The 21745-nt window shown below is 42.4% G+C and carries 18 protein-coding genes; 8 read left to right on the top strand and 10 right to left on the bottom strand.

Translation table 11 applies throughout. The features are described from left to right. Nucleotides 1-4 precede the first annotated feature (4 nt). Both ACKWCA_RS06840 and ACKWCA_RS06835 read left to right on the top strand, forming a co-directional pair. Nucleotides 5-1711 carry a GMC oxidoreductase gene (locus ACKWCA_RS06840; RefSeq protein ID WP_413977424.1) on the top strand — a complete coding sequence of 569 codons (1707 nt, stop codon included), beginning with the start codon at nt 5-7 and terminating at the stop codon, nt 1709-1711. A 72-nt stretch (nt 1712-1783) separates the two neighbouring features. Continuing rightward, nucleotides 1784-2248, top strand: a complete 465-nt coding sequence (locus ACKWCA_RS06835; protein WP_413977423.1) for an ASCH domain-containing protein — start codon at nt 1784-1786, stop codon at nt 2246-2248. Nucleotides 2249-2313: 65 nt separating this feature from the next. Here the strand turns inward: ACKWCA_RS06835 and ACKWCA_RS06830 are convergent, their stop codons facing one another. The 4 genes from ACKWCA_RS06830 to ACKWCA_RS06815 form a co-directional block, all read right to left on the bottom strand. Continuing rightward, complete coding sequence (locus tag ACKWCA_RS06830; RefSeq protein ID WP_413977422.1) at nt 2314-3453, bottom strand: Gfo/Idh/MocA family protein; 1140 nt, start codon at nt 3451-3453, stop codon at nt 2314-2316. 57 nt (nt 3454-3510) lie between these two features. Beyond that, a complete protein-coding gene (locus ACKWCA_RS06825) occupies nt 3511-4740 on the bottom strand; it encodes a nucleoside permease (RefSeq protein ID WP_413977421.1) in 1230 nt (409 codons plus the stop codon). A 10-nt stretch (nt 4741-4750) separates the two neighbouring features. After that, a complete protein-coding gene (locus ACKWCA_RS06820; RefSeq protein WP_413977420.1) occupies nt 4751-5194 on the bottom strand; it encodes a DinB family protein in 444 nt (147 codons plus the stop codon). 76 nt (nt 5195-5270) lie between these two features. Beyond that, a complete protein-coding gene (locus ACKWCA_RS06815; RefSeq protein WP_413977419.1) occupies nt 5271-6263 on the bottom strand; it encodes a sugar phosphate isomerase/epimerase family protein in 993 nt (330 codons plus the stop codon). A gap of 230 nt (nt 6264-6493) precedes the next feature. Here ACKWCA_RS06815 and ACKWCA_RS06810 point away from each other — a divergent pair, with 230 nt between their 5' ends. Genes ACKWCA_RS06810 through ACKWCA_RS06800 form a run of 3 tightly spaced genes read left to right on the top strand, consistent with a single transcriptional unit; the run spans nt 6494 to nt 9784 of the window. Next, nucleotides 6494-8212, top strand: coding sequence for a GMC oxidoreductase (locus tag ACKWCA_RS06810; protein WP_413977418.1), 1719 nt, complete (start codon nt 6494-6496; stop codon nt 8210-8212). Continuing rightward, nucleotides 8212-8859: a gluconate 2-dehydrogenase subunit 3 family protein gene (locus ACKWCA_RS06805; protein WP_413977417.1), complete on the top strand. Its 648-nt coding sequence runs from the start codon at nt 8212-8214 to the stop codon at nt 8857-8859. The genes ACKWCA_RS06810 and ACKWCA_RS06805 overlap by 1 nt, the downstream gene beginning before the upstream one ends. Nucleotides 8860-8869: 10 nt before the next feature. Continuing rightward, nucleotides 8870-9784: a hydroxypyruvate isomerase family protein gene (locus ACKWCA_RS06800; protein WP_413977416.1), complete on the top strand. Its 915-nt coding sequence runs from the start codon at nt 8870-8872 to the stop codon at nt 9782-9784. 76 nt (nt 9785-9860) lie between these two features. Here the strand turns inward: ACKWCA_RS06800 and ACKWCA_RS06795 are convergent, their stop codons facing one another. The 5 genes from ACKWCA_RS06795 to ACKWCA_RS06775 all read right to left on the bottom strand — a co-directional run bounded on the left by ACKWCA_RS06795 (nt 9861) and on the right by ACKWCA_RS06775 (nt 17377). Beyond that, nucleotides 9861-11228 (bottom strand): TrpB-like pyridoxal phosphate-dependent enzyme, encoded by a 1368-nt coding sequence (locus tag ACKWCA_RS06795; protein ID WP_413977415.1) that lies wholly within the window; start codon nt 11226-11228, stop codon nt 9861-9863. Between the two features lie 771 nt (nt 11229-11999). Next, entirely contained in the window at nt 12000-14495 is a 2496-nt protein-coding gene (locus tag ACKWCA_RS06790; RefSeq protein WP_413977414.1) for a ribonucleoside-diphosphate reductase subunit alpha, read from the bottom strand. A 115-nt stretch (nt 14496-14610) separates the two neighbouring features. Continuing rightward, a complete protein-coding gene (locus ACKWCA_RS06785) occupies nt 14611-15597 on the bottom strand; it encodes a ribonucleotide-diphosphate reductase subunit beta (protein WP_413977413.1) in 987 nt (328 codons plus the stop codon). A 1059-nt stretch (nt 15598-16656) separates the two neighbouring features. After that, entirely contained in the window at nt 16657-17181 is a 525-nt protein-coding gene (locus ACKWCA_RS06780; RefSeq protein WP_413977412.1) for a hypothetical protein, read from the bottom strand. A gap of 28 nt (nt 17182-17209) precedes the next feature. Continuing rightward, nucleotides 17210-17377 (bottom strand): hypothetical protein, encoded by a 168-nt coding sequence (locus tag ACKWCA_RS06775; RefSeq protein WP_413977411.1) that lies wholly within the window; start codon nt 17375-17377, stop codon nt 17210-17212. Between the two features lie 371 nt (nt 17378-17748). On the opposite strand from ACKWCA_RS06775, the gene ACKWCA_RS06770 reads away from it, so the two are divergent. Further along, nucleotides 17749-18483, top strand: a complete 735-nt coding sequence (locus ACKWCA_RS06770) for a LytR/AlgR family response regulator transcription factor (protein WP_413977410.1) — start codon at nt 17749-17751, stop codon at nt 18481-18483. An 8-nt stretch (nt 18484-18491) separates the two neighbouring features. Beyond that, nucleotides 18492-20474: a tetratricopeptide repeat-containing sensor histidine kinase gene (locus ACKWCA_RS06765; protein ID WP_413977409.1), complete on the top strand. Its 1983-nt coding sequence runs from the start codon at nt 18492-18494 to the stop codon at nt 20472-20474. Here ACKWCA_RS06765 and ACKWCA_RS06760 read toward each other — a convergent pair. Continuing rightward, on the bottom strand, nt 20464-21036 hold the full coding sequence (locus ACKWCA_RS06760; RefSeq protein WP_413977408.1) for a DUF3109 family protein: 573 nt from the start codon (nt 21034-21036) through the stop codon (nt 20464-20466). The two genes, ACKWCA_RS06765 and ACKWCA_RS06760, sit on opposite strands and share 11 nt — an antisense overlap. A 108-nt stretch (nt 21037-21144) precedes the next feature. Between ACKWCA_RS06760 and ACKWCA_RS06755 the strand changes: the two genes are divergently transcribed. After that, on the top strand, nt 21145-21735 hold the full coding sequence (locus ACKWCA_RS06755; protein ID WP_413977407.1) for a MarC family protein: 591 nt from the start codon (nt 21145-21147) through the stop codon (nt 21733-21735). The last annotated feature ends 10 nt before the right edge of the window (nt 21736-21745 follow it).

The raw sequence follows: 21745 nt of genomic DNA, 5'->3' as shown, positions 1-21745 counted from the left end.
TTTTATGGAAGCTAGACCACAAATTCAATACGACGCCATTGTAGTTGGCACAGGAATCAGCGGCGGATGGGCCGCTAAAGAGCTTTGCGAAAACGGCCTGAAGACCCTGGTTCTTGAAAGAGGACGCATGGTCAAGCATATCGAAGACTACCCCACTATGAACAAAGATCCATGGGATCTGAAGTTTAGAGGGCAGCTATCAAGAGCCGAAAAAGAGAAGTACCATACCAAGGACCGAAAATGGTCACCTGGTGAGGACAATGCCCATTTTTTCGTCAACGCTCTCGACCACCCCTACGAAGAAACTCGGCCTTTTGCCTGGTTACGGGGGTATCACGTGGGTGGACGATCGCTAACCTGGGGAAGACAGTCATACCGTTTTAGCGCTATTGATTTCGAAGCCAACAAAACAGATGGCCATGGTATCGATTGGCCCGTACGTTACGAGGATGTAGCTCCTTGGTATTCAAAAGTGGAAGAATATATTGGCGTAAACGGCCAAAAATTAGGGCTCAAACAATTGCCCGACGGTGAGTTTTTGCCCCCAATGGAATTGAATTGCGTAGAAAAAGACCTTCAAGCTTCAATGAATGCCCAGTTTAACGATGGCCGTCTTTTGACCATCGGTAGAAGTGCCAATCTGACCGGAGCGGTTCAGGGCCAGGAAGGTCGAACCCTTTGCCAGTATAGAAATCGATGTAGTAGAGGCTGTCCTTTTGGTGGGTATTTTAGTAGTAATTCGTCTACATTACCTGCGGCCGAGCGCACTGGCAATATGACACTTCGGCCCAACTCCATTGTTCACCAAATCATCTATGATGAAAAAACGAAAAAAGCGACCGGGGTACGCGTAATCGATACCGAGTCTCATGAAAGACTAGAGTTCAAGGCCAAGGTGATTTTTCTCTGTGCTTCGGCCATGGCGTCGGTGGGTATTTTATTGCAATCCAAATCCAAAAGATTTCCCAATGGTATGGGCAACGATTCCGGATTTTTGGGCAAAGGCGTTATGGACCACCACTTTCAGGCCGGGGCCAGTGCGGAGGTACCAGGATACCTAAATAAATACTATAAAGGACGAAGGCCGAATGGCTACTATATTCCCAGGTTTGTGAATCTCGACACAAAAACGGAGCGAAAGACGTATGTTCGTGGTTTTGGCTACCAAGGCGGGGCCAGTCGAGGCAACTGGTCAATGGCCATTGCAGAGACCATGTATGGAAAAAATCTGAAGGAATCCATTCTAAAGCCCGGCGCATGGCGCATTGGCATGACCGGCTTTGGGGAAGTGTTGCCCTATGATGATAATAGGGTTACTTTAAGTAGAGATAAACAGGACAAATGGGGATTACCGCTGCTCGATTTCGATGTGAGGTACAAGGAAAATGAAATGAATATGCGTAAGGATATGGTCAACGAGGCTATCGATATATTCAAAAAAGCCGGTTTCGAAAATGTACAGGGATACGACACGAGAAACGGGCCAGGAAGTGCCATACATGAAATGGGGGGAGCCCGTATGGGCCACTATGCCAAAAACTCCGTCGTAAATCGGCACAACCAAATTCATGCTGTACCCAACGTCTATGTTACGGATGGGGCATTTATGACCTCCTCTAGCTGTGTGAATCCCTCATTGACCTATATGACATTTACGGCCAGAGCCGCGAACCATGCGGCAGAACAATTTAAAAAAGGAAGATTTTCATAAAACCGCTTATCTTTAGCACTTTTGACCTGTAAAAATCAACAATATTAATCACACACCTTACGTTTAGATTTCATGGATAACGCTTCAGCCAATAATATGTGGGGAGATTACTTAAAAAATCACCTCGAAGATGTCTTTCACGAGGCGCCAAAGGCGGTACATTTTTGCGATAATGAAGATGATGCCAACGAATGTGCCAGATTAGTGAAAAAAGGGGTCAAACAAGCGACTTCTGATTCATTATTAGGTCTTCAGTACAGAAATGAGAGATTGCCCAAAATAGGTGACTTCACCGTAGTGACCAATTGGGAGGGCGAAGCCCAGTGCATTGTCGAAACCACTAAAGTGACCCTAAAGCCTTTTTTTAGTATTGATGAAGAATATGCAAGGCTGGAGGGCGAAGGCGATAAGTCCCTCGAGCATTGGAAGAGAACCCATTGGGACTTCTACTCACGTGAATTGGCGGAATTCGAACGGCTCCCTCGAGAAAGTATGATCATTGTTTGTCAAGAGTTCAAAAAAGTTTTTGAACGGTAGACCTTGTACTAGTCCAATAAAAAAAGCCGCTATATGCGGCTTTTATTTTTAAGGGATTCCGTTCTTTATTTCATCATCTTGACCCAAGTATTCTTATTCTTGTGCGATGCTACGGTAGCTTCGATAAAGTTCATTCCCCGAACACCGTCTTCCATGGTCGGAAACTCCCCATCGTTATACTTTCTACCACGAATGGCCTTGGCCGCTCCCAAATATATATTTGCCATGGAATCAAAGATTCCTTCAGGGTGCCCTGCCGGCAATTTGGTGCCGTCCAAAGACAATTTTGAATTATAGGCATGACCCGGTTTATAGACCTGTGTTGGTTCAGTATCGCTCATTTTATAGAGGAAATTCGGTTTTTCTTGCTCCCATCTGAAGGCCCCTTTTGAACCGTAAATGGCAATCGCCAATCCATTTTCCTCACCTGTCGCCACCTGGCTTCCGCGAATGACGCCCTTCACATGTTCATCCATTCGGATGAGCACGGTTCCATCGACATCCATCTTATTGTCCTTATACAGGTAGTTGAAGTCACAGAGTAGCGACTTCACTTTGAGGCCGGTAGTATACTCGACCATATTAAAGGCATGTACCCCGATATCTCCCATACACGAACTGATTCCGGCCTTCTTTGGGTCTAGACGCCATACTGAATTTCTCTTTTTCTTATCGTGAATTATCGTATTGATCCACCCTTGGTAATACCTCGCATCAACCTTATGAATTTTACCGATTGCCCCAGCTTTGATCATTTCGCGCATTTGACGAACCATCGGATAGCCCGTATAAGTATGGGTCAAGGCAAAGACCTTGCCTGATTTCTTATGCGCTTTCTGCAAGATCTTTGCTTCTGCCAAAGTGGTAGTCATGGGCTTCTCGCAAATCACATGAAAACCATTGTCGAGTAACTTCTTGGCCATAGGAAAGTGCAGGAAGTTAGGAGTCAACACGGAACAGACTTGAATGCGCTCATTTTCCGGAAGTTTTAGTTCCTGTTCCACTAGCGTGTCAAAGTCTGGGTAAATTCTATCCAAAGGGACATCTATTTCCTTAGCAAAAGCCTTGTTCATCTTAACATCAGGATTGAAGCAAGCCCCGACAATTTGATAATTATCATTAATGTGTGAAGCGACTCTATGTAAAACTCCAATAAGGGAATCCCCTCCCCCTCCAAGTATTCCTAATCGTATTTTTTTTGGCATGAAACTATCGTATTAAGTGTTATGATTCTTTTTAAGTGCCATGAATATATAAAATCTCTAAGATTTATAGGCGATTTTTTCGTTTTTGAACAAAAAGGTGAAAAGAAGTAGAACGACTAAGGCAAAACTAGCAGGATACAGCCAAATCGTACCCCAATCGTGATTGCCATCACGAAGCAAATAGGTGTCCGCAATTTGTCCTGCAATCCAAAAACCGATCAACATACCCACACCATAGGTGGCCAGCGTTATCATACCTTGAGCAGCACTTTTTACTTTCTCGCCAGCCTTGGAATCGGTATATATCTGCCCCGATACGAAAAAGAAATCATAGCAGATTCCATGCAAAGCGATGCCAATGACCAACGTGAAAAACAAATCACCGGCATTACCGAAAGCAAATAGCGCATAGCGAACTACCCAAGCGAACATTCCAAATAAAATCGTCTTTTTAAATCCGTACTTGGTAAAGAAAAGAGGCAAAAGCAACATAAACAACACCTCGGAAATCTGACCGACACCTGCCCAGGTGGTCGAATTTTCAACTCCATACTCCGTTAAAAACGGACTAATATATTGATAATAGAAGGCCAACGGAATACAGATCAAAACCGATGAAATAAAGAAAATCAAGAAGTTTTTGTCACGCAACAACTTTAAGGCATCCAATCCGAGAATATCGGATAAGGTCACCTTTTCATTTTTATCGACCCTAGGTGGCGTTTTGGGTAAGGTAAAACTGAACAACCCAAGTACGAGAGAAGCGATGGCCACCATCAAAAAGGTGTTCGAAAGCGCCCCTTCTTGAATACGCTCAATCGCATCCCAATGAAATCCTAAACTAATGACCCAACCGGCAATAATCCAGCCAGCAGTACCGAAAACACGAATAAGGGGAAACTCTTTCGCTGGATTTTTCATTTGATTAAAGGAGACCGAATTGACCAATGCCAAAGTAGGCATATAGGCGATCATATAGCCCAACACATATGGATAAAAGGCCGAAAAATCGGCAGCTTGATGCATTTGATACATTAAGACAGCTCCGATAAGATGCAAGGCCCCTAGAATTCGCTCGGCATTAAAAAAACGGTCAGCAATCAAGCCTATGATGAACGGGGCGACAATGGCCCCCCATGACTGAGTGGAGTAAGCCATGGCAGACTGCGCCCCTGTTGCGTTCAGATTGTAGCCTAGAAAAGAACCCAAGGTTACGAACCACCCTCCCCAAATAAAGAATTCCAAGAACATCATTATGGAAAGCTGTGCCTTTACTTTAGTATTCATGGGCTTTAGCTTATCGTTTGTATACGATGTAATCCAAATCTAGGGGTGTTATATCGTTCGCACGGAAATCCATTAAAATCTGACCGCGGTGGTGTGCCGAGTGATTGATGATATGAAAAAGTACGTCTTGCAGGGTATTCGTAAAATACCTTCCGTCAGCGTTTTCGTAATTAAAGCGCTTTTCAAAATCATCCGCATTCCTTGTAATTTCAAAGGAACTTCTTTGGTTCTCATAATGAATATCATGCCACGCGTGGAGCTCATGTGTTTGAGACACCTCATACTGTGGCGCCGTGCCCTGCAAAATGGCATTCCACCGATGATGCGCATTTAAAATATGACTGAAGAGCTTTTTACTTTTTTCAGGCGTGTGTTCAAGGGTAGCACAGGTTTCGATCAATTGTTTATTGCAATAAAAATTGTAATCGAATAGTTGGTTAAAAAAGACTTTCATCAAATGGTTTCTATTTCTGAACTAAAGTTGGGGAGTATCAGGATCTATATGTCCTTGAATTTTCGGTATATTCGATTCAACTCAACTCTTTGGCGACTTTGAGCATCAGATCTCTAGTGGCTTTGATTCCCGCTTCTTCACCGAGAACACTTCCTTCATATTCCACACCGATATAACTCGTATACCCAGCATCCTTTACCATCTGAAGCATTTTGGTGTAGTCGATTCCAATGGCGGTTCCGTCTTCGTTAAAGTCATTGGATTTCGCACTTACCGCCTTTGCGTAAGGCATCAATTCAGCGACCCCTTTATACTTATCATATTCTTCTTTACAGCTTCGATCCTCATTTCTAGTAATACAGAAATTACCAAAGTCAGGTAAGGTTCCACAATTGTCTAGATTAACCGCTTTCATGACCTCTGCATGCAAAGCACCATTCGAAGACAAACCGCCGTGGTTCTCTACCAAGACGTTGATATTCTTGGTCTTGGCATAGGTGCACAGTTTGGTAAGTCCATCTATGGCACTGGCCTTCCACTCTTCGGGCTCCATACTGCCATTGAGGTTAACACGTATCGCATGGCAGCCCATAGCTGCGGCCGCATCGACCCATTTTTTGTGCTTCTCGACGGTCTCATCACGTTCGGCCTCGTCATTCACTGCCAGATTGCCCTGTCCGTCGATCATGATCAATACGTTCTGCAGGCCGTGCTCTTTTGCCGCAGCATTCGATTTCTCTACAAAAGCGGCCATGGCCTCTTCGGAATAATTCGCATCGGAGAGTTCTGGATTGTACAGTTGGCTGACATATTCAAGACCTGTAAACCCCCAGTTTTTTGCTTTTTCCGCAAAGGAGTACGGATCCACTCCATCTTCTCGTATCATTTTATGAATAGACCATTGCGCGAGTGATAACTCGAAGAAAGGCTCGGCGATATCAGATGTGCTCTTCACTTCTTCGGTGCTTTCCGCCTCTGCTTTCTTGTTTTCTTTACAAGCATATCCTCCCATAAGGGCTAGGGCAACCCCGGCTTGCGAGCTATTACGGATAAAAATTCTTCTTTTCATTGGTTCAGGTTTATATCGTTTATTTTTCTTTGAATTTCCTTACGGTACGCGCACCTTAAGACTTAGCTATCAAGTTATTACCATTTTTTCTTACCAACCCTTGATTTTTTCAATTGCGAAATTCGCAACAGATTATCACAAAACCCTTAGTTTTAGGCAACAAGAATAGTTTTTAAAAGTAGAAAATTAATTTATTATTTAATAAATTTAGGGACTAAACAATTCAATACATGAGTAAATTTTATTACAACCAAGAAGCGGAATCGTATGATGCCATAGTTGTAGGAACGGGAATAAGTGGGGGCTGGGCCGCCAAAGAATTATGTGAGAACGGATTAAAGACCCTTGTACTTGAACGTGGTAGAATGGTTAAGCACCGTGACGATTATGAAACGGCCAACTTAGACCCTTGGGATTTCCCCAATGGTGGGCAGCCTACCCAAGAAATGGTTGCCAAGCAAGAAAAGCAACATAGAACAGGTTACACCACGAACGCGGCCAGCCATATGTGGTTCGTGAACGATTTGGAACATCCCTATAATGAAATCAAGCGTTTTGATTGGATGCGTGGGTATCACGTCGGAGGACGATCTCTTCAATGGGGCCGTCATAGCTATCGTTGGAGCGATATCGATTTCAAGGCCAACCTAAGCGATGGTCATGGTGTTGATTGGCCCGTACGTTATAAAGATATCGCACCTTGGTACGATAAAGTGGAATCCTATATAGGCGTAACCGGAGAAACATTGGGACTGCCCCAATTGCCCGACGGCCAATTTGAACCCATGATGGAGTTGAATTGTGTTGAACAGCATGTTCGCGAAAAAGTAGCTGAAAATTTTGATGGGCGAGTAGTTACGGCAGGCCGGGTTGCCCACATCAATAGTGATAAGCAATTTGATGGTGATGGCCGAACAAGGTGCCAATTCAGAAACAGATGTATTCGCGGTTGTCCTTTCGGGGCTTATTTTAGCAGTCTCTCATCTACTTTGCCGGCTGCAGAAGCAACGGGCAACATGACGCTTAGACCCGATTCTATTGTTCATGAGGTTATGTACGATCCAGACACGAAAAGGGCAACAGGTGTTAAAGTCATCGATCGCGTGACTAAGGAAACTTTCGAATTCAAGGCAAAGGTTATTTTTCTTTGTGCTTCCGCTGTGGCATCGACATCGATTTTAATGCAATCGAAATCAGATCGTTTTCCGAATGGAATGGGCAATGATTCTGATCAATTAGGTCGTAATATCATGGACCACCATTTAGGCGTTGGCGCTGGTGGAAAATTTGAAGGCTTCGCCGACAAATACTATAAGGGAAGAAAGCCGAACGGAATATACCTGCCAAGGTTCAGGAACTTGGGCGGCGACAGTAATAGAACAGATTATAAAAGGGGCTTTGGATATCAAGGTGGTGCTAGACGTGGCAATTGGGAGGAATCCATAGCCGAACTCTCTCATGGTAAGGATCTAAAAGACGCTATCCTTAAACCAGGAGGATGGACCTTTGGCATGGGTGGCTTCGGTGAAGTATTACCTTATGAAGACAACCGATTTACTTTAGACTATGACAAATTAGATCAGTGGGGACTACCTACTGCCACCTTTGACGCGGAATTCAAAGAAAACGAATTGAACATGCGTAAAGACATGATGCAGTCCGCAGTTGATATGCTCACGAAAGCCGGATTGAAAGATGTTGAACCTTTCGATAGGGAAACTGCCTTAGGACTTGGAATTCATGAAATGGGAACCGCCCGTATGGGACGTAACCGAAAGACTTCCGTTCTTAATGGAAACAATGCGCTTCATGATGTGCCAAACGTCTATGTCACCGATGGATCGTTCATGACCTCGGCCAGTTGTGTGAATCCATCTTTGACCTATATGGCTTTTACAGCAAGAGCGGCCAACCATGCCGCACAAGAACTTAAAAAAGGAAATATATAATGGATAGAAGAAAAGCACTCAGAAATATGGGGCTGGCCATGGGATATACCGTGGCAACACCCACCCTCATCAGTCTCATGCAAAGTTGTAAGAGCGATCCGGTTATGGAATGGACTCCTGATTTTTTCAGTATGGAAGAAGGATCGGTCTTGACCAAATTGGTAGATATCATTTTGCCGAAAACCGATACGCCTTCGGCCTCTGAGGTTCAAGTGAACCTCTTTATCGATAGATTCATCAACGAAGTAGGGGACGAAGAACAACAGAAATTTACCAAAATGGCAATGGGTCGTTTTATGGAGAAAGCAACGAAAGCTGCTGGAAAGGAAAAAGCAGGAGACCTGAGCTCGGAAGAACTCGAAAAGACGTTGGCCAGTACGTTGAAAATCTCCAAAGAAGAGGAAACCAAAAATATGGAGGCCGTGACGACCTATAATGAAGCTATAGCAGAAGGTAAAGAAGCCTTGCTCGATGATGAGGTAGCGAGTCATGCGTTTGCCCATAGTTTGAGAGGATTGACCATTATGGGATACAAGACCTCGGAATATGTGGGAGAAGAAGTTTTGGCCTATCTACCTGTACCCGGCGAGTATATCGGTTGTGGTGACCTACAGGAATTGACCGGTGGCAAAGCATGGTCTCTCTAAGGTTTTGACCATGAGAAGAAGAAGTTTTATTCAAAAGACGGTCATGACCGGTGGAGCACTATCCTTGGGCGGTGCATTCTCGTATGCCAAAACCCCAAATACCACGGCAGCACATCAATTCAACCTTAACTATGCCCCGCATTTAGGGATGTTCAAGAATCATGTAGGTGTTGACCCCATCGACCAGATCAATTTCATGGCCGATCAAGGTTTTACGGCGTTCGAAGATAACGGGATGATGAAACGCGATGTGGCCCTACAGACCAAAATGGGTGAAACCTTAGCAAAACGCGGGATGACCATGGGCGTTTTTGTAGTGGATAAAGGAGGCAACATGGCCAATACCCTTGCTGCAGGTAAAAAGGAATATCTCGATATCTTTCTCGACGGATGTAAAAGAGCTGTAGAAGTGGCCAAAAGGGTCAATGCCAAATGGATGACCGTCGTACCGGGAGGTTTTGAAAGAAAATTGCCCATCGGCGTTCAAGATGCCAACGTCATTGAAGCCTTAAAAAGGGGCGCTGAGATTTTTGAACCACATGGCTTGGTCATGGTGTTGGAGCCCCTATCCGATTCTCCGGATCTCTATTTGCAAAATTCGGATCAAACCTATATGATCTGCAAAGGTGTCGCTAGCCCCGCCTGTAAAATACTGTACGACATCTATCATTTGCAAAAGACAGAAGGACATCTGATTCACAATATGGGGCTTACCTGGGATGAAATCGCCTATATTCAAATCGGTGATAATCCAGGGCGAAAAGAACCTACTACAGGGGAAATCAATTATAAGAATGTCTTCAAGTGGATTCATGAAAAAGGCTTTGAAGGGGTGCTTGGTATGGAACACGGCAATTCCAAAGAAGGAAAAGCAGGTGAGCAAGCTGTCATCGATGCCTATAAGGAGGTAGATGCTTTTATGTAGTGAATTCGATTCTAAAAGGAAAATAAAAGAGCTTCCCCTGGGAAGCTCTTTTTCGATTTATTTATACCCTCTGCCTTCAGGAAGGAATTTCCGGGGTATTCAGTTGGGCTATGGAGGCGTTGATTTCTTCTTGCGATAATTCGTGCTTCACGATTTTCCCACCAAAGTAGTCGTCATAGGCTTTCATGTCAAAGTTACCATGCCCACATAGGTTGAATAGTATAGTCTTTGACTTCCCTTCTTCCTTGCATTTTTTAGCTTCCGCAATTACCGTAGCAATTCCGTGTGTAGCTTCTGGAGCCGGAATTATTCCTTCGGTTTTGGCAAAGAGCACTCCTGCTTCGAACACTTCCAGATTATCATGTGCGACCGCTTCGATCAATCCATCCCTTAAGAGCTGGCTCACAATAACCCCAGCACCGTGATATCGTAATCCGCCTGCGTGTATCGGTGCGGGCACAAAATCATGCCCTAGCGTATACATAGGCAGTAGAGGTGTCATTCCGCCGGTGTCGCCGAAATCATATCGAAATACCCCCCTAGTAAGCTTAGGGCAGGAAGTAGGCTCACTGGCAATACATCTAATGGTACGACCTTCATCTATATTTAGTCGTAGGAATGGAAAAGCCAATCCGGCAAAATTAGAACCTCCCCCAAAAGGAGCTATAACGATATCGGGCATATCCCCGGCTTTTTCCATCTGTTTGATGGCTTCTTGACCAATTATAGTCTGGTGTAGTTTTACATGGTTTAAAACGCTTCCTAGGGCATACTTGGTGTCTTCACGCTGCGCGGCCATCTCGACAGCTTCGGAAATAGCAATGCCAAGAGATCCCGGGCTATTGGGATCGGCCTCTAAAATGTTTCGTCCGGCTTGGGTCAAGTTTGTCGGCGAGGCAAAGACATTCGCTCCCCAAGCATTCATCATCGATTTTCTGTACGGTTTGTGTTCATACGAGAGCTTTACCATATATACGTCACATTCAATATCGAAATGCTGACAGGCAAAACTCAGTGCACTTCCCCACTGGCCCGCACCGGTTTCCGTTGTTATTTTTTTTACTCCTTCCTGTTTGCTATAATACGCTTGGGGAACCGCGGTATTCGGTTTGTGAGATCCCGAAGGGCTTACCCCTTCATATTTATAGTAGATTTTCGCAGGGGTATCCAAAGCCTTTTCAAGACTATGTGCCCGATATAAAGGTGTGGGTCGCCAGAGCGAATAGATGTTTCGCACCTCATCCGGAATTTCAATCCACTTTTCAGTACTTACCTCTTGTTCGATCAAGGCCATCGGAAATAGTGGTGCTAGGGCATCTGGTCCGATAGGCTCTAACGTACCTGGGTGCAGGGGAGGTAAAGGTTTGTTCGGCATATCGGCCACAATATTGTACCAGTACTCCGGTATCTCATTTTCCTCAAGTATAAATTTTCGTTGTTTCATCTAGCTATTGATTTGTTTGTACTAAATATACGAAGGCCTTTTTTAAATAAAACATCGATGAACTACAGCAGATAAGGTAGTTCATCGAAGATTTAAATCCCAAAACGCACTTCATCGAAAAGTTAGCACTTTTTCGACATACTGCATACTACCGATGTAAGATACGGCCTACACTCAACGTTCTTTATATATGACCGCATACTTTTACACCATAATCGGCTATTTCACATTGATGTTTGTTGCTAAACTAGCGTTTACATTTTTTGGCCCGGAAAGAAATACGAAGAAATCCATACGTCCTCAATGGCACATTAATTTCCATCAAATCAGGGAAAGTGTTATGAGTTATTTATTCTAATCTATGGTTCTTGATAGATTACTATCCCATCATGTCAAAATTGGTTAAATAGACTCAAAATGTGTTAATTATCGTTAATGTTATCACTTTTATCGGTATTTTCTGCCTTTATTTGCACTAAGCGTAATCTTTTTGCGTTAGTAGTAGCGTATATACTCTAACAACTATCGGGGCATGGACAAATATCTTATCATATTATTTATTTACGTTGCAGCTTATGTATTTTCCATGGCGGTCAAACCATACGTTGAGAAATAGACCATCATTAGCGTAATTCACTACAATCATTCCCAAACCTTTTTGGGACTTTTTTGTTTATTACCCTCCCGAAATCCCGAAATCTTTCTATAACGTAAGAAACCCCGGCACTAGGCCAGGGTTTAAAAAAGTCTCGAGTTTTTTACTACATCATATTACGAACCGCACATTAGGCAATCATCATCGGCTTGTCCTTCTTTGGCACGCGCTATCATTTCCTTCATTTCTTGAGGAGTCATAGGCTGTATGTCGGTTTCCGCCTGTGCCGCAACAACAGGAGTAGTTTGTACTTGTATGGCCGCCGCTGCCTCTGCTGTCGGTGGTGGTGTCGCCGCAGCAACTTCCGCCTCCGCAGCTACGCTGATAGGCATTTCCTTTTTCTTGGTGTTGTCCAAGGTGAACTTAATTGCATCGACTGCAGCTTTCGTGCGGAGATAGTACATTCCGGTTTTCAGGCCGCTCTTCCACGCATAGAAATGCATTGATGTCAATTTAGAGTAATTGGCGTTTTCCATAAATAGGTTCAGCGACTGACTCTGATCAATGAAATAACCGCGCTGACGACTCATGTCGATAATGTCTTTCATACTGAGTTCCCAAACGGTTTTGTACAATTCCCTAATCTCTTGAGGAATGGTTTCAATGTGTTGTATGGAACCGTTGGCACGCATCAACTCTTGTTTCATATTCTCATTCCACAAGCCTAGTCTAACCAAATCTTCAAGAAGGTGTTTATTTACAACAATAAATTCCCCAGAAAGCACCCTTCTCGTATAAATATTAGAAGTATATGGTTCGAAACACTCATTATTTCCTAAAATCTGGGAAGTGGATGCGGTTGGCATAGGGGCTACCAGTAATGAGTTACGAACCCCGTGTTTTTTCACATCTTTACGCAATTTTGACCAATCCCATCTTCCTGATAGCTCTTCGTCCTTGATATTCCAAAGGTTATGTTGAAACTGTCCTTCGGAAATAGGCGACCCTTCGTAGGAAGAGTAGGATCCCTCTTGCTTGGCAGCTTCCATAGAAGCGGTTACCGCAGCAAAATATAGTGTTTCAAAAATCTCTTGATTGAGCTTTTTTGCAGCGTCACTGGTAAACGGCAAACGCAACATAATGAAGGCATCTGCCAACCCTTGTACCCCGAGACCGATCGGTCGGTGACGCATATTTGAATTTTCCGCCTCCTTTACGGGGTAGTAATTTCTATCGATTACCCTGTTCAGGTTTTTGGTCACCCGCTTGGTCACCTTGAACAGTTCTTTATGGTCGAACTCCCCATTTTTGACGAACATCGGTAAGGCAATGGACGCCAAATTACATACCGCGACTTCATCAGGAGAGGTATATTCTAGAATTTCGGTACATAGATTTGAAGACCGTATGGTACCAAGATTCTTCTGGTTGCTCTTGCGATTGGCCGCATCTTTATATAGCATGTAGGGTGTACCGGTCTCAATTTGCGACTCTAAGATCTTTTCCCACAAATCACGTGCCTTGACCGTTTTACGACCTTTACCTTCCGCCTCGTACTTCGTATATAAGGCTTCGAACTCTTCACTATGACTCGTAAAAAGTCCCGGGCACTCGTTTGGACACATCAAGGTCCAGTCTTCGTTAGCCTCTACCCTTTTCATGAATAAATCGGAAATCCACATGGCGTAGAATAAGTCGCGAGCACGCATTTCTTCCTTCCCGTGGTTCTTCTTCAAGTCTAAGAACTCATAGATGTCAGCGTGCCATGGCTCCATATATATGGCGAAACTACCTTTTCGCTTTCCACCACCTTGGTCAACATAGCGCGCTGTATCATTAAATACGCGTAGCATGGGCACGATACCATTTGAGGTGCCATTGGTACCTGAAATGTATGAGCCGGTAGCTCTAATATTATGTATAGAAAGACCGATTCCTCCTGCAGACTGCGATATCTTGGCAGTCTGTTTCAAGGTGTCATAGATACCATCGATGCTATCGTCTTTCATAGCCAATAAAAAGCATGAGGACATTTGGGGTTTTGGGGTACCTGAATTGAACAGTGTCGGTGTTGCATGCGTAAAGTACTTTTTTGACATGAGTTCGTAAGTCTCTATTGCCGCATCCAAATCATCTAAATGTATGCCGACGGAAACACGCATCAACATATGCTGTGGACGCTCCGCTATCTTGCCATTCAGTTTTAAGAGGTACGAACGTTCCAAGGTTTTAAAACCGAAATAATCGTAGCCAAAATCTCGGTTGTAAATAATAGTGGAATCCAATCTTTCCGCATTGTCCTGTATCACCTTAAACACCTCTTTCGAGAGCAAAGGAGCTTTCTTGCCCGTTCTCGGATTGACATACACGAAGAGGTCTTTCATGGTCTCGGAGAACGACTTCTTCGTATTTTTATGAAGGTTGGAAACAGAAATACGCGCAGCCAATTTTGCATAGTCAGGATGTGTCGTCGTCATGGTTGCCGCAATCTCTGCAGCAAGATTATCCAACTCGGAGGTCGTCACCCCATCATATAGACCTTCGATAACACGCATGGCCACTTTCAATGGGTCTACCAACGGGTTTAACCCGTAGCATAATTTTCGAACTCTGGCCGTGATCTTATCGAACATGACCAGCTCTTTTCTTCCGTCTCTTTTTAATACATACATATGGCTACAATTATTTTTTAGGAAATATTTTGGTTAGTAAAGTTGTTAAAATTTTAACATTTTGTCAGTGCATCGAAAGAACCCCCTCAGTAATGAGCGGGTTTTCGGGCATCTGTTAAAAATCTGCGTCGAAGCTGATTTTCTGGGCGTCTTCGTCTTTTTCCTTATTGAGCACTCCGGCCTTCTGGTATTCAGAAACCCTTTTTTCAAAGAAATTGGTTTTTCCTTGAAGGGAAATCATGTCCATGAAATCGAACGGATTGGTAGAATTGTATACTCTATCACATTCCAATTCGACCAACAGTCTATCCGTCACAAACTCTAGGTATTGAGTCATCAACTTGGCGTTCATACCGATAAGGCTAACCGGTAATGACTCTGTAATGAACTCTCGTTCAATATCCAGGGCGTTTGTCAATATCTGGGTAATACGTTCTTTTGGTACTTTGTTGATCAAATGTTTGTTGTGCAAGTGGACCGCATAATCACAATGCATGCCCTCATCTCTTGAAATCAACTCATTGGAAAAGGTAAGTCCGGGCATCAATCCTCTTTTCTTTAACCAAAATATGGAACAAAAAGCGCCAGAAAAGAAAATACCTTCTACGGCGGCAAATGCAATTAGCCGTTCGGCAAAACTCGGTGATTCGATCCAATTAAGTGCCCAATCCGCTTTCTTCTTGATTGCGGGAAAATTTTCTAACGCTTTGAATAATATATTCTTTTCCTTTTCATCTTTTACGTAGGTATCGATTAAAAGGGAATACGTTTCGGAGTGAATATTCTCCATCATGATTTGAAAACCGTAGAAAAATTTCGCTTCGGCATACTGTACTTCACTAACGAAGTTCTCCGCAAGGTTTTCATTAACGATACCATCCGATGCAGCGAAAAAAGCAAGAATATGCTTAATGAAATACTGTTCATCAGCACTTAGCTTCGTGTTCCAATCGGTAACATCCTCACTTAAATCTATTTCCTCAGCAGTCCAAAAGCACGCCTCACACTTTTTATACCATTCCCACAAGTCATGATGCTTTATAGGAAAAATTACAAATCGGTCGTCGTTTTCTGCCAAGATTGGCTCTATCGCTGTGGACATAGTTTTAAAAAATTTAAAAAGTTAGTGTAATGGGTTGAATAGTACCCCGGTGCTGGGCTTACAAAGATGGAAAATAAAGAGGGATTTAAAATGTGTGTTTTAAAGATTCCATCACAAAGTTTTTAACATCACATGTTGAAATCTAGGCTCGCTACTGATGTACATTACGCTTAGCTGAAAATGATATTTTACATAAAATTTACATTAGCTTAAACACAAAAAAATAAACCAAAAAGTATGTTTTCAAATATACTTTTTGGTTTGAAAAACAGGGTCGCTCTTGCGATTTTCATCTATAACATTAACTAAAGCGCCATGAACCTCGCATATGAAGTCGTTTCATTTACAAAGAAAATTGCCTGTTTCGTCTGCTTTTACTTTTTTATGGCGTGGCAAACCTTGAATCATTTTCTACTAGGGTATGGCAACACCAAGAGTTCTTGAGCGCTATCTCTAAGCGTTTATTAAAGATCAAATACAAACAAGAATTAAAACAGCTGCTCAAAGGGAAATACTAGGGGTGTAGCGCAGTGTAAGACCGGTTTTGATAATGAGGTCGATCTTTATCGAAGCCAAATGGCTTTTAAGCTCTTCGTGGTATTAGATGATACCGCCAAACCGTACGACCCTTCTGAAGGATTAAAATCTAAAAATTGTTGCAATCGGTGCTGATTCAGGTAGTTCCCCCGAAACCTATAATCGAGCAAATCACCAAGTTCCAACACAAGTTGGTCTGGTGCCTAGCATACAACAATTCATCAGATGGGCAGTTACAAGAACAAACACATTTTATTCGAACGTGTCCCCAAGGCCGTACCTGATGGATTGGCAGTTTCATAAAAATCTTAAAAGCTTTTTACTTACTAAATATTTTTTTGATAAACGGAACATGTACTTTTTAGGTGAAAATGCCTTCCGTTTTCGACGTATCTCAAAGCACAAGGGTTATCGTAAAATTAACCATTTTACATCAAAATCCCTGATTTTCAAACCAAAAATGAACTTCTTCCGAATACCATATCGATTCATCTATATGTATTATTTCAAACTCTCATTTTACTAGGGTCGACCAGAAAACTCACCCCGCATATGAATCGAGTCACCTACGGCATTCTTAAAATACATATTCAAATGCCCGTTTACTTCATCATCATCAAGTTCAGCTATCGTAATTTCACCGAAATGAGCGAAAAAGGGCAACTTATCAGAGTCTTTGCTGTCCAAAAAACCGAAAACCCCGTCCCTATAATTAAGAAATCCGTCTTTATCCTTGACCACTTTATATTTTCCCGGACCTATTACTCCTGAATCACTTTTCTTGGAAATGATAACTTCCACGGAATGCGGAGCACTCATATACTCATTTTGCATATGAAGGTTCAAGGTCGTAAACTCAGTGCCGTCATAGGTGGTTTCTACCCCAGTATCAAATTTGGCCTGTGAATACACCCCGCTGTTAATTACTACTAAATTATCTTGGAAAAGTTCTTTGGACGTATCGCTTGATTGCATGGTTGAAATGAATACTATAGGCCCAAGCACCAATAGGAACGCTCCATAATACTTTTGGAAAATAGCTTGCATCTCTCGATCGGTTTTTTCAGAATTTGGTTTAATCTACTTCAATAGTGCTTCTTACCTCATCACCCGTCATTGGAATTTCAACATTAGCATATTCAACACCTTGACTTTCTTGAATAATGACTTGGGCATTGTCCGTAAGAGCGGCTATTAAAAGCATGAGTACGAAAAACAGAAACATGATAAAACATTTTTTCATTACTTCAACTATTTAGTTTCCTTCACTTAAACTTGTCACTACTTTGAGCCGAGGGAACTAAAACGATACCTGTGTATCTGGCACTAAAATATGCCATACTTCAGGTCAGATTTGGCTTTTCTGTACAAATGGTACAATATCCTGTATAAACTGCAAACGTATATGGCCCGCCTTTAGCAAAGGGCAAAAAAAATCATTCTAAACCGAAAAAAAGTCAGAAAAAATAACACGATTAGTGGTAAAAAATTATTTATGGGCCTTTTTTTACCAATTACACTTGAATATCGTCCATTGGTACATCTTTTTTTAAAATCATCGTACATCGCATTAATTTTGATTAACTTTCTTTTGAGAAGAAAACCACAAAACATATGATTGAAGCGGTACTTGTAGACGATGAAATAAAAGCATTGCAAAGTTTATCTTGGGAATTGACCAATTTTAGCGAGGAAATCGAGGTGACCGCATCTTTTACCGATCCCTTTGAAGCCTTGGGACATCTTGAAACGAACACGCCGGATTGCTTGTTTTTGGATATTGAAATGCCAACAATGGACGGATTTCAGTTCATCCAAAAATTAAAGAACAAAGATTTTCCGGTCGTCATTACGACGGCTTATAATCAATATGCCATCAAAGCCCTTAAAAACGAGGCTATCGATTACCTTTTAAAGCCTATAGACACTGATGATCTTCGAGACACCATCGTCAAAATAAAAAAGTTCAATTCGAAACACTACACCGCAGAAAGGCTTGAAAAAATTCTACTGAACTTTAATTCGCGTTCGATCCACAAGAAAATTACCTTTAATACGGACGGAAAATTGGTATTTCTTGACAGCGATGAGATAGTCTATGCCGAGTCGGATGGAAATTATAGCACGATCTACCTCGCTGACGGCCAAAAAATGGTACTGACAAAAAAACTGAAAGAGGTGAACGAAATCTTGCCTCAAGAGTCTTTTTTCAGGATACACAATTCGTATATCATCAATCTTCATAAAATAAAGGAATTTCTCAAAACGGATGGTTATGTTGTCTTAAAGCCAAACCACAAAATTCCCGTTTCAAGACAAAAGAAATCCGATTTTCTTGATATGTTGTAATTATTTACATGCAGTATCAGACCAAACATAATGCCCATAGCGGCCCTTACCCTTCTTTCAAAAGTCTATTGAAGTACCGTCTTTGCGTACTATTTTATTTCGTTGTTCTTTTCGGGTTTTCGCAATCCATTTCCGAGGATTTTAAAAAATCCGTGGACAGCCTTATCGAAAAAGCACCCAGCACCTATGCTGAAATCGATGCCTTGTTCCAACGGAAACGAAATGATTCGGTGCTCATGCGCTACTTTGCCAATCGATCTATTGAAGAAAATTATTTAGACGGGCAAGCGTATGCCTTCAATCAACTAGGCCGTAAATATCGCAATACGGCACAGTTTTCAGAAGCCTTATCGCTGCATCAAAAGGCACTCGAAATCGCATTGGAATCGGACAATATCGAGTTTAGGGTGTATGCCCTGAACATGTTGGGTGTGGTCTACAAAAGGTCCGATGCCATTCAAGCCGCTTTGGACTATTACCAGCGTGCCCTCGAGCTTGCCGAAGCTATTGAAAATCCAAGTCTGGGTTTCAAACGCAGTATGAACGTGTCGCTGAATGGAATAGGTAATATCTATAAAACCCTAGAACAGTATGATATTGCCATAGACAAATTCACACAGGCTTTGGCATTGGATGAGGAAATGGACAATACCCTCGGGCTTGCCGTCAACAATTTCAATATTGGCGAATGTCAAGAGTCAAAAGGCAGGCTTACAGAAGCCCTAAAGAGCTTTCAGATCTCTTTGTCACACAACACCACCATTAATTCAGCTCGTGGTAAAATCTTATGCAATTACAGTATTGCCCACGTTTATGTTCACATGGGCAGCCCCGAAGAGGCCCTTACCATGCTGCAGCAGGCACTTGCAGATGCCAAAGCACTTGATGATCAAAGCTTGGTTGCTACGGTAGAGATTAATTTGGGGTGGACTTTACTCAATCTGAAACGGTATAAGGAAGCCGACTCTCATTTGAGCCAGGGTCTTCAAATTGCCCAAGAATATGAGCTGCCCGGTCAGATGGCCGAAGCCCATAAGTTTCTATCCGACCTATCCATTGCCCAAAGGGATTATAAAAGTGCGCTAGATTACCATAAGAAGTCGCTGAAGTTCGATAAGGAAGTCTCGAACAATATAAACCTGCGCTATGTCAATGATATGATCATGCGTTACGAAAGTGAAAAGCGGGCCAATGAATTGAAAAAACTTGCCGAAGAGAATGAATCGGTAAAATTAGAACTGGTCAAAAACCGTACACGATTATTGATCAGCGGTATTGTTATTGCACTATTGGCCGGTATACTTTACATTTTATACCGACAGTACCAATTGAAAAACGAGAAAAAATTATTGACATTGGAGCAAAGCATGCTGCGAAGTCAGATGAATCCACATTTCTTGTTCAACTCTCTAAACTCCATCAAGCTCTATATCATTAACAACGAGCAAAAAAACGCCGTTCATTATCTAAATAAATTCTCAAAACTGGTGCGGAAAATACTGGAAGCCTCCTCATTGAAGGAAATTCCATTGGCTGATGAATTGGAAACCGTGGAGCTCTATATGAACATCGAGAATATTCGCTTTTCAAATGAAATCAACTTCAAAACCGTTATTGCCGAAGAAATTGACCCACATACAGTAAAAATTCCATCGCTCATTCTTCAACCCTTTCTCGAAAACGCCCTTTGGCACGGACTTTCTTCAAAAGCAGGGGAAAAGAATATACTCTTAGAAGTAAATAAGGGTCAGGAAGAAGGGTTCATCGACATTACCATTACTGACAATGGTATTGGAAGGGAAGCCGCCGAAACCATTAAAAAAAACAAGGTGCTGAAACGAAAATCAGTAGGTATCGATATCACGAAAGAGCGATTATCGAACTTTTCACGTGATTATCAAAACTCCTTCGATCTTGAGATTTTGGATCTTTTCGATGATACGGGAAATCCATCCGGAACCAAAATCCTTCTGCATATTCCTACTCTTTAGCAAGAGTGTCGGCCACTGCTTCCAGCTCCGCATACCAATGTTCACCAAACTTGCGTATCAGTGCTTCCCTTACGAACTTATAGATGGGTACTTTTAGTTCGTCACCTAAGGTGCAGGCAGGGTCGCAAATGGTCCACTTATGGTAATTTACGGCAGTCAATTCTGTATACGCTTTGACTCTTACAGGGTACAAATGACATGATATCGGTTTTCTCCATGAGGTTGCCCCTTTATTGAATGCTTCCTCTAGGCCGCATTTGGTGATGCCGTTTTCCGAAAAAATAACGTAGGCACATTCACTTCCATTGACCAACGGAGTTTCCCATTCTCCATCCTCTCCTCGAACAAAAGCCCCTTGTTCTTCGATGGCCTCGATTCCCTCCGCTCGCAAGAAAGGCTTGACATCTTCAAAGATTTTGACCAGTGTTTCGGTCTCTTCTTCTTCCAAAGGTGCTCCAGCATCACCATCGATACAACAGGCTCCTTTACAAGCGCTGAGATTGCATACAAAATCATTTTCGATAATCTCTTCGGAAACTATGGTCTTACCTATTTGAAACATCCCCTTGATTTGGAAGTTCAAATATACTTTTAAATCGAATAATTAATTCGTCAGATCCTAAGAAGTTCCTTTTTTTTAAGTGTAAATTTGCGCGAAATTTGAATCGATATGTCGTTGAATCTAAACTTTGATATTCGCCAAATAGGTACCTCGAGCATGATCTTGTTCGCGGTTATCGATATTGTGGGTAGTATCCCTATCATCATCGGTCTGCGAAATAAAGTAGGGCACATTCAGTCTGGCAAGGCGTCGTTGGTAGCTGCATGTATTTTGGTGGCTTTCTTGTTCGTCGGGGAAGAGATTCTGAATCTTATCGGTATCGATGTCAATTCATTTGCTGTTGCCGGGGCATTTATCATCTTCTTTTTGGCCATAGAAATGATATTGGGTATCACGCTATACAAAGATGATATGCCTGAGAGTGCGTCAATCGTTCCGATTGCCTTTCCGTTGATTGCCGGAGCGGGCACCTTGACCTCTCTCTTGTCGTTACGGGCCGAATATCATGTTGAGAATATTATCGTGGCGATTATCGTAAACATTATCTTTGTATATCTGGTTTTAAAATCATCGAACAGAATCGAAAAGATTTTAGGTACTAACGGAATCAGTATCATCAGAAAAGTATTCGGAGTTATCTTGCTGGCCATTGCCGTCAAACTTTTTGCCACCAACATCAACGAACTTTTCAATCATTGATTTTTCTTGA

The organism is Maribacter corallii, assembly GCF_047345415.1.
Classification (GTDB): domain Bacteria; phylum Bacteroidota; class Bacteroidia; order Flavobacteriales; family Flavobacteriaceae; genus Maribacter_C.
This window is presented reverse-complemented; position numbering and strand designations above follow the sequence as displayed.